12 protein-coding genes and 1 pseudogene are annotated in these 13,972 nt (G+C 60.4%); 7 read left to right on the top strand and 6 right to left on the bottom strand.

Translation table 11 applies throughout. The features are described 5' to 3' along the window. Window positions 1-89: 89 nt before the first annotated feature. The 5 genes from RBB80_RS10670 to RBB80_RS10650 all read right to left on the bottom strand — a co-directional run bounded on the left by RBB80_RS10670 (window position 90) and on the right by RBB80_RS10650 (window position 5,372). Window positions 90-1,706: a formate--tetrahydrofolate ligase gene (locus RBB80_RS10670; protein ID WP_433968156.1), complete on the bottom strand. Its 1,617-nt coding sequence runs from the start codon at window positions 1,704-1,706 to the stop codon at window positions 90-92. Window positions 1,707-1,738: 32 nt separating this feature from the next. Then, window positions 1,739-2,494, bottom strand: coding sequence for a hypothetical protein (locus tag RBB80_RS10665; RefSeq protein ID WP_433968155.1), 756 nt, complete (start codon window positions 2,492-2,494; stop codon window positions 1,739-1,741). A 48-nt stretch (window positions 2,495-2,542) separates the two neighbouring features. After that, window positions 2,543-4,024: a cysteine--tRNA ligase gene (cysS, locus tag RBB80_RS10660; RefSeq protein ID WP_433968154.1), complete on the bottom strand. Its 1,482-nt coding sequence runs from the start codon at window positions 4,022-4,024 to the stop codon at window positions 2,543-2,545. Between the two features lie 81 nt (window positions 4,025-4,105). Further along, window positions 4,106-4,675 carry a hypothetical protein gene (locus tag RBB80_RS10655; RefSeq protein ID WP_433968153.1) on the bottom strand — a complete coding sequence of 190 codons (570 nt, stop codon included), beginning with the start codon at window positions 4,673-4,675 and terminating at the stop codon, window positions 4,106-4,108. Continuing rightward, window positions 4,611-5,372 (bottom strand): tRNA (adenosine(37)-N6)-threonylcarbamoyltransferase complex transferase subunit TsaD, encoded by a 762-nt coding sequence (locus RBB80_RS10650; protein WP_433968152.1) that lies wholly within the window; start codon window positions 5,370-5,372, stop codon window positions 4,611-4,613. The genes RBB80_RS10655 and RBB80_RS10650 overlap by 65 nt, the downstream gene beginning before the upstream one ends. Before the next feature lie 20 nt (window positions 5,373-5,392). Here RBB80_RS10650 and RBB80_RS10645 point away from each other — a divergent pair, with 20 nt between their 5' ends. The 7 genes and pseudogenes from RBB80_RS10645 (at window position 5,393) to kdsA (ending at window position 12,703) form a co-directional block, all read left to right on the top strand. Next, window positions 5,393-6,784 carry a CCA tRNA nucleotidyltransferase gene (locus RBB80_RS10645; RefSeq protein WP_433968151.1) on the top strand — a complete coding sequence of 464 codons (1,392 nt, stop codon included), beginning with the start codon at window positions 5,393-5,395 and terminating at the stop codon, window positions 6,782-6,784. Between the two features lie 57 nt (window positions 6,785-6,841). Next, a complete protein-coding gene (locus RBB80_RS10640) occupies window positions 6,842-7,012 on the top strand; it encodes an FAD-dependent oxidoreductase (protein WP_433968150.1) in 171 nt (56 codons plus the stop codon). 65 nt (window positions 7,013-7,077) lie between these two features. Continuing rightward, on the top strand, window positions 7,078-8,097 hold the full coding sequence (locus tag RBB80_RS10635) for a flavin monoamine oxidase family protein (RefSeq protein ID WP_433968149.1): 1,020 nt from the start codon (window positions 7,078-7,080) through the stop codon (window positions 8,095-8,097). Between the two features lie 208 nt (window positions 8,098-8,305). Then, complete coding sequence (fdhF, locus tag RBB80_RS10630) at window positions 8,306-11,065, top strand: formate dehydrogenase subunit alpha (protein WP_433968148.1); 2,760 nt, start codon at window positions 8,306-8,308, stop codon at window positions 11,063-11,065. Further along, window positions 10,960-11,331: a molybdopterin dinucleotide binding domain-containing protein gene (locus RBB80_RS10625; RefSeq protein ID WP_433969613.1), complete on the top strand. Its 372-nt coding sequence runs from the start codon at window positions 10,960-10,962 to the stop codon at window positions 11,329-11,331. Before fdhF ends, RBB80_RS10625 begins: the two co-directional genes overlap by 106 nt. A gap of 23 nt (window positions 11,332-11,354) precedes the next feature. Beyond that, complete coding sequence (locus RBB80_RS10620; RefSeq protein WP_433968147.1) at window positions 11,355-11,813, top strand: DUF1641 domain-containing protein; 459 nt, start codon at window positions 11,355-11,357, stop codon at window positions 11,811-11,813. A 54-nt stretch (window positions 11,814-11,867) separates the two neighbouring features. Beyond that, window positions 11,868-12,703: pseudogene (gene kdsA, locus RBB80_RS10615) on the top strand (3-deoxy-8-phosphooctulonate synthase). A gap of 345 nt (window positions 12,704-13,048) precedes the next feature. Here the strand turns inward: kdsA and RBB80_RS10610 are convergent. After that, on the bottom strand, window positions 13,049-13,960 hold the full coding sequence (locus tag RBB80_RS10610; RefSeq protein WP_433968146.1) for an OmpA family protein: 912 nt from the start codon (window positions 13,958-13,960) through the stop codon (window positions 13,049-13,051). Window positions 13,961-13,972: the final 12 nt, after the last annotated feature.

Genomic DNA, 13,972 nt, shown 5'->3' with positions numbered 1-13,972 from the left:
CTTTTTCTTGCATTCTTAGAGATGTCCTGCCGGACGGGCCCACTGCGCGTGGGGCGGTCACTTCGTGACTTGTATGCCTTTTCGATGGGCTAGGACATGCCGGTTATATTGCCTCTGGCGTCTACGTTGATGCCCATGGCCCGAGAGGACTTTGGCAGTCCGGGCATCAGCATCATGCTGCCTGAGATGACGACGAGAAAGCCCGCGCCGGCGGAGAGAACGACGTCGGTGATGTGAAGGGTCCAGCCGGTGGGAGCGCCCATCAGCTTGGGGTCGTCGGTGAGCGAGTATTGGGTCTTGGCGATGCAGACCGGGAGCTCGCCGTAGCCCCATTGTGTGAAGCGGGCGAGTTTTTCTTCGGCTTGTGGCGAGAGCTCGACGTTGGCTGCGCCGTAGACTTTTTGCGCGACGGCGGTGATCTTCTCGAGCGGCGAGGCGCTAGAAGTATAGGTGCTGGTGGGCATGACGTTGGGGTTGGCGGCGATGACGCTGACGACCTTCTCGGCGAGGGCGGTGGTTCCGGCTCCTCCTTTTGTGAATGCCTCGGAGAGGGCGAATGCAGCGCCCTGGGCTTCGCAGTACTTCTCGAGGAACTTGAGATCTTCGTCGGTGTCGTTGGGGAAGCGGTTGATGGCTACGATGGCGGGGAGGTTGAAGCCGCGCACGATGGCGATGTGTTTCTTCAGGTTTTCGAAGCCGGCTTCGAGGTCGCCTGCACCCTGGTTGCGAACCGACTGCACCGTGGTGACGAGGACTGCGGCGGAGGGCTTGATGCCGGATGATGGCATGACGATATCCAAATACTTTTCGAAGCCGAGGTCGGAGGCGAAGCCGGTCTCGTTGATGACGTAGTCTGCGAGGCGAAGGCCCATCTGCTGCGAGAGGACGGAGCTGGTGCCGTGGGCGATGTTTCCGAAGGGTCCACAATGCACCAGTGCGGGCGTGCCCTCCGTTGTCTGAACGAGGTTGGGGAGGATGGCTTCGTTGAGCAGCGCCATCATTGCGCCGGTGGCGTTCAAATCTTTTGCGAGGACGGCCTTGCCGCTGCGGGTTGAGCCAACAACAATTCTTTCCAGCCGAAGCCGTAGATCTTCCCTGCTGACCGCGAGCGCCATGATGGCCATGATCTCGCTGGCGGCGGTGATGAGGAAGCCGGTGTGGCGGTTGGCTCCGTCGCGTTTTCCTCCGGCCTGCACGATGATGTGGCGGAGGGCACGATCGTTCATGTCGAGCGTGCGGGGCCAGGTGATGGCGTTGGGGTCGAGGCCGAGCTCGTTGCCGTGGAAGAGATGCGAGTCGATGAGGGCGGCGAGGAGATTGTGCGCGGAGGTGATGGCGTGGAAGTCGCCGTGAAAGTGGAGATTGATCTTTTCGGCGGGCTCGACCTGCGAACGGCCACCGCCGGCGGCTCCGCCCTTCATGCCGAAGACCGGGCCGAGAGAGGGTTCGCGTGAGGTGATGATGGCCTTTTTGCCTATCTTTTCGAGGCCCTGCACGAGGCCGATGGAGGTGACGGTCTTGCCTTCGCCCGAGAGAGTGGGGGTGGTCGCGGTGACGAGGATGAACTTGCCGCGTACGGGGAAGGCGGGATCGTCGAGGAGGTCGAGGGTGAGCTTTGCGCCGTGGCGGCCGAGGCGTTCAACGTACTTTTCGGGTAGATTTAGCTTTTCAACGATGGCTTCGATGGGGAGCAGATCTTTTGTCATGGGCCTCAGAAGATGGCGAAGGTTGGAAGTAGTTATGGGGCCGCGGTGCCCATGGGGACGGGATAGAGCGGGACGGCCTCGGCGCGGCCGAAGCGGACGGTGGTTTTGGTGATGCGATTGAGCGTGTCAATGTTGTTCGAAGCGAAGTACCAGACGAGGAGGTGGCTGTTCCAGTTGGTGGAGAGGCCCATGGTGTAGAGCGGCTGGGGGACTGTGGGCTGGGAGTCTTTTTGATCGGCGGGCTGCGGCTGGCTCGGCGCCGGACCCTGCGCAGCGGCCATGTGGACCTTTTGCCAGCCGACGTTATACCAGGAGGGTTGCGCGATCGGCTTCATGCCGGGAACCTTATTGACGATCTCGGCGAGGTCCGCGAGGAGGGTGGTGCTGCTGCTCTCGTGCTCGGCATTGAGGCAGTCGACGTCGAGTTCGGCGAGAAGAATGGTCGCGGTGATGGCGGGCGTGATGGTGACGTGAGTGCCGCCGTCTGCGGTTGGTTGGCTCTCCGTGGTTTGCGCAGGACCAGACTGCGGGAGTTCGAGAAGGAGGGCCGGGCGCAGGCAGTGAGTCTCTGCGGCGAGCTTTGGATTGTCGACATTGAAGAGCATGAGGTGACCGTCGCGGAGCACCTTTTCGGGGTCGGCTTTGACGAGGTCCGAAGGATAGAAGAGGCGCAGCTTGAGGGCTTCGCTCTCCCATTGGGTGGTACTAGCAGTGGGAGTTTGTGCGGATGCGGCGAGAGATGCCGCGAGGAAACAACTTGCGACGAGAGTACGGATTGCGAAGGTCATTGATTCCACTCCAGCCGCATGTTTACGAAGTGCTCTCTTCCGGCTTGTTTATTTTCTCTTCCAGCGGACGCCATCTTTGGAGTCTTCGATTAGTATGCCCTTTTGGAGCAGGTCGTTGCGGATGGCGTCGGCGCGGGCGAAGTTGCGGTTCTTTTTGGCCTGCGTGCGTTCGGCGACGAGGGCGTCGATGGCGGCGTCGGAGAAGGAGAGAGTGGCGACAAGTTCGGGGGCGGCCTCGTCGATGCGACCCTCGGCTTCGGCCCAGGCGAGCGCGGCGCGGGTGATGGCGGCGTCACGGTCTTCGAGTACGGCGAAGACTGCGTCGAAGAGTTCGAGGACCTGAAGGATTTCTGTAGCGTTTTGGCTGCGCAGTGTTCCTGTGTCAGCGGCAGTGTTGGCTGCGCGAACGAGATCAAAGATGGCAGCGCGAGCTTCAGCGGTGTTGAGGTCGTTGGAGAGGGCGATGGTGTACGCCATCCTTGCCTCGGCGATGAGCAGAGAGAGGGCCTGGTCGCATCCTTGCGGGAAGCCGCCCTTCAGCATGCGCTGGTGAAAGGTGCGCAGGCGGTCGATGGCGTTGGTGGATTCGATGAGGCTGTCGAAGGTGAAGTTCATCTGGTGGCGGTAGGGCACCGAGATGAGCAGAAAGCGGATGGCGGAGGCGCGATGACCCTTGAGGAGCAGGTCGCGGAGGGTGTAGAAGTTGCCCTCAGACTTCGACATCTTCTTGCCTTCGACGAGCAGGAAGCGGACGTGCATCCAGTGTCGGACGAAGGGCTTGCCGGAGGCGGACTCCGACTGTGCGATCTCGTTCTCGTGGTGCGGGAACATGAGGTCTTCGCCGCCGGCGTGGAGGTCGATATTTTCACCGAGAAATTTAGTAGCCATGGCGGAGCACTCGATGTGCCAGCCGGGGCGACCGGTGCCGAGGGCTGTGTCCCAGGATTGTTCGCCGGGTTTTACCGCCTTCCAGAGGGCGAAGTCGCGAGCGGCATCTTTCTCGTACTCGTCGAGGTCGACGCGGGCTCCGTCTTCGATGCCGTCAAAGTCTTTTTTGGAGAGCTTGCCGTAGTCGGGGAACCGGGCGATGCGGAAGTACCAGCTGCCGTCTTCGGTCTGATAGGCGATGTCTTTGGCGGCGAGTTGCTCGATCAGACCCACCATGTCGGGGATGCAAGCGGTGGCGTGGGAGATGTGCTCGGGGCGCTGGATGCCGAGGGCGTCGAGGTCTTCGAAGAATGCGCGCTCGAATTTTTCGGTGTACTGGGTGATGGGGACGCCGGCGGCTGCAGCGTTGCGGATGATCTTGTCGTCGACGTCGGTGATGTTCATGACGTGCTCGACGGGGATGCCCTGCTGGCGGATGACACGGCGCAGCACATCGACGTGGAGGAAGGTGCGGAAGTTTCCGATGTGGCCGTAGTCGTAGACGGTGGGGCCGCAGCAGTACATTCGCAGAGCTTTTTGGTCGACGGGGGCGAGGGTTTCAATCTTTCCGCCGAGAGTGTTGAACAGTTCTATGGTTGCCACGTGCTCTAGTATCCTGCCGCAGCCGGCGCGTGGCGCGGTGCAGACTGCTCTCGCTTGAATTCCTTGATGATTTTAGCTGATTTACCGGGGTAGATTGTCGGGCGCGGAGTTACTGCTGGCCGAGGCGGAGCTGGGGGCTGCGCCGAGGTCTTCGGAGGCGAAGTCCCGGGCGACCAGCTTTGGCCAGGCGGCGGCGGCGATCATGGCGGCGTTGTCGGTGGAGAGGGCCAACGAGGGGAAGGCTATGGGGAGATTGCGACGGTCGGCCTCGGCCTGGAGGCGGCGGCGTAGTTCGCTGTTGGCGGCAACTCCGCCGGAGACGAGGATGCTCTGCGCACCGAGGGCTTGGGCGGCGGCGAAGGTCTGGCGCTGGAGATTGCCGACAACGGCGTACTGGAAGGAGGCGATCAGGTCGAGGGTTTGCTGGTCGCAGAGTTGTATGACGGCTTCGGATTTTGGCGTGAGGGTTGGATCGGCTGCGAGAGCGGTGCGGCGGGCTTCAATGCTGTCGCGCATGTGGTGTGTTTCGACGTAGCGTAGGACCGCTGTTTTGATGCCGCTGAAGGAGAAGTCGAAGTGGGGGCCTTCAGTGTTTGCGGGGCTTTTTGTTGGTGACTCCCTCGCGGGGGGCGCGATGTTTGATCTCGGCAAAGGTGAAAGGGACGGCGCGTGGGTTGCCGTGGGGGGCGAGCGCGTCGATCCACGGTCCGCCGGGGTAGCCGAGGCCGAGGAGCTTGGCGACCTTGTCGTAGGCCTCGCCGGCGGCGTCGTCGACGGTGCGGCCTACGTTGCGGTAGGTCCAATCGGTCTCGCTTCCCTGCTGATGGCTTGCGAGGTAGAGATGGGTGTGGCCGCCCGAGACTACCAGGGCGAGCAGAGGGAGTTCCATGGGGACGTCGCTGCGCTGGCGGGTTTCCATGAGGACGGCGTGGATGTGGCCTTCGAGGTGGTTGACCGAGATGAGCGGCTTGTCGAGCCCGAAGGTGAGGGCCTTGGCATAGGTGATGCCGACGAGCAGTGCGCCGGCTAGTCCAGGGCCTGCGGTGACGGCCACGGCGTCGAGGTCGGCGAAGGTAACGTTGGCGCGGGACATGGCCTCGCGGACAACGGGGACGATATTGCGGAGGTGCTCGCGGGAGGCTAGCTCGGGGACGACGCCGCCGTAGTTGGCGTGGAGCGACATCTGTGAGGCGACGACATTTGACAGGGCTTCGCTGCCTGCGCGGACAACGGCGGCTGCGGTCTCGTCGCAGGAGCTTTCGATGCCGAGGATCAGGCCGGTGGTGTGGCCGGTTTCGTGGCCAGTCGTTTCGCCCGTCGTTGCGCCGCTTTGGGGGCTTTCGCGCATCTCTCTATCATAGGGGAAGCATGAGCGAGCTTTGGGGCGAGAACGCGGGGTACAAGGCGGCGCGAGAGATCGTGGTGTCTCTGCGTGCGGCGGGATATACGGCTTACTTTGCCGGCGGATGCGTGCGCGATCTGCTGCTCGGCGTTGAGGCGAAGGACTTCGATGTGGCTACTAACGCGACGCCGGATGTGGTGATGGGGATGTTCGCGAAGACCTATTCGGTGGGGGCTCACTTTGGCGTGGTGCTGGTTTGCTCGCCGGAGGAAGACGGCGGCGGGATTGCTACCGAGGTTGCTACATTTCGGCATGATGCGGCTTACAGCGACGGGAGGAGGCCGGATGCGGTGCGTTTTTCGACCGATCCTCGCGAGGATGTGCAGCGACGCGACTTTACGATCAACGGCATGCTGTTTGATCCTCTGGCGGACGCACACGAATCGGCAATTCTCGATTTTGTTGGCGGGCGCGAAGATCTGACGAAGCATCGGGTGCGGACGATTGGCGTCGCGAAGGATCGGTTTACGGAAGATAAGCTAAGGATGCTGCGGGCGGTGCGGTTTGCGGCGAGGCTTGAGTTCGAAATCGATTCCGAGACTGCTGCAGCGATCAAGAAGTTAGCCGGACAGATCACGCAGGTCAGCCTGGAGCGGATTCGCGATGAGTTGACGCTGATGTTGACGGAGGGACATGCGCGTCGGGCATTCGAGATGCTATGCGAGTACGGCTTGTTGGAGCACATTCTGCCTGAGGCTGTGAAGATGCGCGGCGTAGAGCAGCCGCCGCAGTTTCATCCGGAGGGAGATGTTTGGGTGCATACGATGCTGCTGCTGGAAAAGCTGACGCCGGGGGTTTCGCCGACTCTCGCCTGGGGAGCGTTGTTGCACGACATCGGAAAGCCGGCCACGTTTCGTCCGCCTGATCCGAAGAAGCCGGGGGACCGCATTCGGTTTGATGGGCATGTTGAGGTTGGTGTGCGCATCGCTGAAGCGATTCTTGCGCGGCTACGATTTTCGAACGAGGAGACCGGGCAGATCGTGGCGCTGGTGAAGAACCATATGCGCTTTGGAGACATTCTGCAGATGCGGGAGTCGACGCTGAAGCGGTTTCTTCGGTTGCCGAAGTTCGATGAACATCTCGGGCTGCACTGGATGGATTGCATGTCGGCCCATGGGGATCTGCGGCTGTATGAGTTTGCGCGGGAGCGGTATGAAGCTGCGCCGGTCGAAGAGATGCGGCCGAAGCTGCTGGTGACGGGGCGGGATTTGATTGCTGCGGGATATCGCCCTGGTCCGCAGTTCAAAGAGATGCTGGAGGCTGCGGAGGATGCTCAGCTTGAGGGCTCAGTGACGACCACTGAAGAGGGGCTGACGTTGGTCAGGGAGCGGTGGGGTGATCCTGGTGACGCTGCCTGATAGTGCATCTAACTCGGCTATGAGTGAGAGAACCGATGTTGTGGTGGTCGGTGCGGGGTGGCGGGACTGACGACCGCGGGGAGGGCGTTGGCTGAGGCCGGGCTGAAGGTGCTGGTGCTGGAGGCTCGAGATCGGATTGGCGGACGCATTCTTACGCTGTTGGAGACGAGGCGTTTGAACTCGGCGCGGAGTTCATACACGGCAGACCGTCGGAGCTGTGGGCTCTGATCGAGGAGGCGGGGCTGGAGACCTACGAACGTGACGGCTCGCAGATCTGCTTTGAGGGCGGTGCGGTGAGCGACTGCGGCGGCGGGATGGATGAAGTGTTTGAGCCGCTGGAACGGTTGGAAGATTTTGAAGGGCCTGATATCAGCTTTGCCGAGTATCTCGACCGTGAGAAGGTTCCCGCGGAAGAGCGTGGCAGAATGATTGGCTACGTCGAAGGCTTCAACGCGGCAGATCACCGGGACGTAAGTGCGGCGTCGCTGGGAGCGCAGCAGAAGGCGGAAGACGCAAGCGAGGGCGACCGCATCTTTCGGCTGCGCGGCGGCTATGACCAACTTCCGGCTTATCTGGCGAAACGCATTGCAGAGTATGGCGGAACGGTGATAACAGGAAGGGCGGCGAAGGAGATTCGCTGGAAGATTGGACGTGCAGAGATTATTACGGACTCGGGCAGTTTCGTTGCGGCGCGGGCGGTCGTGACGCTTCCGCTTGGAGTTTTGCAGGGTGGCGGCGTTGCGATCTCGCCCGCTCCCGACACAGTGATGGAGGCCGCGGGCGGTCTGCGGATGGGACAGGTTCGACGGTTCACTCTGCTCTTTCGCGAGCGTTTCTGGGGAGGACTTGAGCCGCATCCCGCGCTGAGCGAGATGAGTTTTCTGTTTTCGTTCTCGGAGATGCCGCCAGTCTGGTGGACTCCGCATCCAGAGGCCAGCAACAGTATCACGGGTTGGGTTGGAGGACGGCGTTCGCAGGCTTTGGAGGGGATGGATGCGGAGGAGATCAGCCGCCGAGCCTGCGCGACGCTGGGAAGGATCTTCGGACTTGAGACAGACTACGTCTCGAACCTGCTGATGGGCTGCTACACGCACGACTGGAGGCATGATGCATTCACCGGTGGCGCGTACAGCTATGTCGCGACCGGCGGACTCGACGCCTCGAGGCACATGACGGAGCCTGTGGCGGGAACACTTTATTTCGCCGGCGAACATACCGATATCACGGGGCATTGGGGGACGGTCCATGCGGCTATGCGGTCTGGATTGCGGGCAGCGGCACAGATTCTTGCACATCCTAAGTTGAAAGATTGAAGAATTCTGGTGGTGCCAGTCGTGCGGTTTCGGTTGGGCGTTCTCGAAAGTTTGCTTCAATGAAAAGCCTTGGATGCGTTCCAAGCGCTCGCCGGATGCACTTTTTTTGTCATGATTTTGCCGTTGCAGGTTGGGTGTAATGTGGAAAGACGCGGAGTGATCGCACCGGCGAGTTGCCTGTTATTCTGCTTCGCAATTTAGAGGGACTATGGCTACTACGAAATCGCTGTTGAATACCCCCGCCGAGCACACTCCGAATACACAGTTGACCATTGATGGACTGCAGGTTCCTGGCCGGTCCGGTGAGTTGTTGATCGACCTCTTGAATCGGCGCACCGCGGTGAATGCGCAGAAGCCTGTGCCGCAGGTCTGCTATCTGAAACAGATGGGACCCATCGAAAGTTGCGACACCTGCCTGGTGAAGGTGAATGGCGAGTTGGCTCGTGCGTGTTCGACCCGAGTTGTCGCAGGAATGAAGGTGGAGACCGCTGGCGAGGCCGTCGATATTGCACAGCGCGAGGCCTTCGACCGCATCCTTGAGAACCACATGCTGTACTGCACGGTGTGCGATAACAACAACCAGAACTGCACGATCCACAATACGACGGCGGTTCTCGACGTGAAGCACCAGCATCGCGAGTACAAGCGGAAGCCGTATGAGAAGGATATGTCGAACCCGTTCTACCGCTACGATCCGGACCAGTGCATTTTGTGCGGGCGCTGTGTGGAGTCGTGCCAGAACGTTCAGGTGAATGAGACGCTTTCGATCGACTGGGAGAGCGAGCATCCGCGGGTGTTGTGGGATGGCGGAACGAAGATCGAAGGCTCGAGTTGCGTCTCGTGCGGGCACTGCGTCACAGTTTGTCCGTGCAACGCGCTGATGGAGAAGTCGATGCTCGGCGAGGCGGGCTACATGACCGACCTCCCAGCCGCGACGCTGAACAACATGATCGACGTGGTGAAGGGTGTCGAGCCACCGATTGGATATGGGCCGATCCTGTCGCTCTCTGAGATGGAGTCGGAGATGCGCAACGAGCGCACCAAGCGTACCAAAACGGTGTGCACCTACTGCGCGGTGGGATGCAGCTTCGAGGTGTGGACCAAGGAACGCCATATTCTGAAGATTGAGCCGACCCATGGGCCTGCGAATGGGATCTCTACCTGCGTAAAGGGCAAGTTCGCGTGGGGTCATATCAACTCCGACGATCGGCTGGTGAAGCCGCTGCTGCGTGATGGAGAGGGCTTTCGCGAGATCGAATGGGAGGAGGCGCTCGACATCATCGAGCACACCTTCAAACGCATCAAGAACGAGCATGGACCGGATGCGCTGGCGTTTATCGCCTCATCGAAGTGCACCAATGAAGAGAGCTTCGTGATGCAGAAGCTGGCTCGCGCGGTGATCGGGACCAATAACGTCGACAACTGCGCCCGCTACTGCCAGAACCCTGCGACGGTGGGGCTGCAACGTACTGTGGGTTATGGCGGCGATTCGGGCTCGATTGCGGATATCGAAAAAGCCGGGCTGGTGTTGATCGTCGGGGCCAACCCCGCGGAGAATCATCCTGTGCTGGCCACGCGAGTCAAGCGTTCGCATAAGCATCGCGGGCAGCGGCTGATCGTGGCCGACCTGCGCAAGCATGAGATGGCCGAACGCGCCGATATCTTCTTCCGCCCGAACCCGTCAACCGACGCAGTGTGGATGTGCGCGGTGTCGAAGTACATCATTGATAGCGGCCTGGCCAAGATGGACTTCGTCAACAAGTGGGTGAATCACTTCGATGAGTTCAAGAAGTCGCTTGAGCCGTTCACGTTGGAATATGCCGAGAAGATTACTGGCGTTCCCGCGGCGACACTGACGACGGTGGCACATGAGATTGCGGCGGCGGATGGCACGTGCATCCTATTTGCGATGGGAGTGACCCAGCATTGCGGCGGATCGGATACGTCGACGGCGCTCTCGAATCTGCTTCTGGTCACCGGCAACTACATGCGTCCCGGCGCGGGCGCTTATCCGCTGCGCGGCCACAATAATGTGCAGGGAGCGAGCGATTACGGCTCTATGCCAAACGTCTTTTCGGGATACCAAAAAGTCGACGACCCGGAGATCCGCGCAAAGTTTGAAGCGGACTGGGGCGTTACCCTTCCCACCAGCAAAGGGCTCGACAACCACGAGATGATCCGCGCTATTCAGAACGGCTCCCTCAAGAGCCTCTACATCAAAGGAGAGGACACTATCACCTCCGATGCCAACGCGGGCGACGTCGGCGACGCACTTAGCGTATGCGAATTCCTGATCGTCCAGGACATCAACTTCTCCGAGACCTGCCGCTACGCCGACCTCGTCCTCCCCGCCGTCCCTTCGCTCGAAAAAGAGGGAACCTTCACGAGCACGGAGCGCCGCATCCAGCGAATCTACAAAGCGATAGAGCCGCTCGGCGAAGCGAAGGCCGACTGGGAGATCATTCAACTCATCGCCAACCGCATGGGTGGGAACTGGAACTACCAACATCCTTCGGAGATTATGGATGAGGTAGCACGACTGACGCCGCTGTTTGCCGGCGTTAATTACGACCGCCTCGAAGGCTTCAAGTCTCTGCAGTGGCCCGTGCATGCGGACGGCACCGACTCTCCGGTTCTGTTCACCGAGAAGTTCCCCTTCCCGGACGGCAAGGCGAAGTTCCATCCGGTCGAATACATTCCACCGAACGAAGACATCAGCAAAGAGTTCGACCTGCACCTTAACAATGGCCGATTGCTGGAACACTTCGAGCAGGGCAGCATGACCTATCGCACCGCCGGGCTCAAAGAGATGACACCGAACACCTGGGTGGAGGTCTCCCCGAGCTCGCCGCCGAGCGCGGCATCACCACGGGCCGCCACGTCCAACTCACCAGCCCCTACGGCGTTGTCCGCGTGCAGGTCATCGTCACCGATCGTGTTCAGGGGAAACAACTCTACATGCCGCTGAACTCGGTTGAGGAGCCGGTGAACCGGTTGACCAGCAGCTTTACCGATCGCGCCACCCATACACCGGCTTACAAAGAGACGCCGGTGAGCATGACCGTGTTGCCGGAGCAGGGTGAGAATCCTTTGCCGCGCAGAAACTTTCGCTATGGCACGCGTACACCGCAGCCCGGTCTTGAGATCGAGCGCAAGTGGGCGCGCAAGGACTACCATCTGCCGGGCACCGTTGCCGCTGACAAACTCGTTCAAATCACCTCCACTACTGTTTAACTTTTCGATCTTCAGGAGCTGTTATGGCAAAGCCAATTGCTTTCAAACCGATTACCGTCGACTTCAAAGCCGATCTAGTGCGCAAGCTTGAGAAGGCTCCGGAAGAACATGCAGAGGCTCTGCTGCTGGCCTACGATGTGCTTGAAGAGGCGCACAGGAAGGGCCTGCTCAGCCTACTGCACGGTGCAATCGGCGCGAAGGATACGATCTTCAATACGTTGTCGAAGTACGCGGCGCAGCCTGAAGGCATCGCAGCGATCCGTAATCTGCTAACCGCCGCGAAGATCCTTACCGAACTCGATCCGGAGGTGCTCGATGAGCTCTCGAAGGTGATGGCGTATGCTACGAAAGAGCATCAGGCGGAGCGAGAGGCGCCAAGCCTGTGGCAGCTGGCAAGACGCGCGACGAGCGAAGACAGCCGCCGCGGACTCTCGTTCATGACGCTGGTTCTCTCCGGGCTGGGCAGGTCGCTGAAGAACTGACCGACGCGATCCAGGCTCACGCGCAGGGTCGCGAGCTATGGTCAAATAAACGATGTGACTCATTCTTTCGATATAGGCAGTGCACCTCATCAGGTCCCGGTAGGCCGGGGCAAGCTTTTTCTTATTGCGGGACCGTGTGTGATCGAGTCCGAGAGCCATGCACGCATGATGGCAGATGCGATCCAGCGCATTACCTCTGATCTCGGCGTTCCGTACATCTTCAAGGCCAGCTATGACAAGGCCAATCGAACATCCATCAAAAGCTTTCGCGGACCGGGGCTGGTGGAGGGTTGCCGCATTCTTCGCACGATCAGCGAGAGCACCGGCCTGCCTGTGTTGACCGATGTTCACACCGCGGTGGACTGCGACCCTGTCGCCGAAGCAGTAGATGTGCTGCAGATTCCCGCCTTTCTCTGCCGCCAGACGGACCTATTGATCGCCGCAGCTGAGGCGACGAAGAAGACCGGTGGAGCGATCAACGTGAAGAAGGGCCAGTTTGTCGCGCCATGGGACATGCGGCACGCCGTCGAAAAGGTTCGCGAGAGCGGAAACGAGCGTGTCTCGCTGACCGAACGCGGGGCGAGCTTCGGATACAACAACCTGGTGGTGGATATGCGCTCGCTGCCGGTGATGCGTGGGTTTGCCCCGGTGGTCTTCGATGGCACGCACTCGGTGCAGACGCCTTCAGCGGGCAACGGCGTTAGCGGGGGCAGCCGGAGTTCATCCCCGTGCTGGCCCGCGCGGCAGTCGCCGCTGGTGTGGATGGTGTCTTTCTTGAAGTGCATAACAATCCTGCTGAGGCGAAGTCCGATGGAGCCAACGCGCTTCATCTAAACCATCTGAAGGGTGTACTGGAGCAATTGATTGCCGTGCACGAGGCGGTTCGCTAGAAGCATGTCCTGCCGGACGGGCCCGCTGCGCGCGGAGCGGCCACTTCGTGGCGTGTGTACTTTGGTTGTGGCGCGAAGGATGCAAAGGTCATCCCGTTGGTCGGAAGGAAGATCCTCTCGACTAGCAAGTTGAGAGGCTAGTCAACCCAAAGCTAAGAGGGGGCGTGAACGACGCGCGCGGAGGCACGCTCGACAGGATGCAATGTTAAAAAAGCGGCCCCTCAGTGAGGGGCCAATCTGCCTTGGTTCTCTCTGGTTAGGAGAGGTTTTTGCGAGTGCGCTCTGAGTCGCTATCTCGGCAAACTTGTGGACGGTGCGGGTAAGCTGCACCGTCCTGGGGGAGGGCTACTGATTCACCTCTTGTGGTGAACTTACTCCCGCGTGGGAGGTCTTTGGCGTCGCTGTTGCACTAGACGCGGAGTTGGGGCTCATCGTTGCCAAGCTGTTGTGGAGCAGCGTGACGCGAACACCATTTACGACTGCCTGCTCACCCTCTGCCGGCTTGGCGGTGTTCTTGCCAAGACCCGTCTTGTAGATGCGGTAGACCGGAACCTGATGCTCGGTGACGAGGTAGCGGACGACGGAGTCAGCCATCGCCTGCGAGGTCTGAACGCCAGACCTGCTATAACCCTGCACTTCAATGATGTAACCCTTCTCGCTTGCGAGAGTGGTGGCGAGATTATCAAGGTCGGACTTACCGGTCGGCCCGAGTGTCGTACGCCCCGAAGCAAACTTTACTGAGGTCGAAGAGACGGTCTGGTACTGATCGAGATTGCCGACCGTGTTCCCGAGGGAATCTGTCCGGGTGCTTGCGTTGCTCGCCAGCGTCTGGGCGGAGTTCGCGCGATTCGCAGCATCCTGAGCATGTTGGTCGGCCGTGTTAGCCGAATTCATCGCATTTTTGATGCCTGCCTGCGAGCGGGAGTCCACATCCTTGATATCATTGGCGTTCTTTGACTGAAGCTGATCGAGCTCGTTGACTTGGCCCTTGATCGGAGCCGTCTGCCGATTTACCCACTTCTTGCGGGCAAGAGGGTTCACGTGTCCCCAGAAGCCTTCCTTCGACTGATCGGGGAGGGGCTTGCCGGTGGCGTAGGTACCCTTATCGTCGGGGCTGGGTGCGCCCGAGGTGGAACTGGCTGCTGCGGGGTCTGTTGTCTGCGTAGCGGGAGTGCTCGTCTGAGCGAATGCCGAGATGCCCAATGCACTACCTAACAGTAAAACTGGGAGGCCGAAAGTATTTCCGGATTTCATCATTTGGTCTGCTCT

This window comes from Tunturiibacter gelidiferens, from assembly GCF_051013345.1.
In the GTDB taxonomy this organism is placed as follows: domain Bacteria; phylum Acidobacteriota; class Terriglobia; order Terriglobales; family Acidobacteriaceae; genus Edaphobacter; species Edaphobacter gelidiferens_A.
Note: the sequence above shows the minus strand (reverse complement) of the source record. Positions and strands in the feature narration are given on the sequence as shown.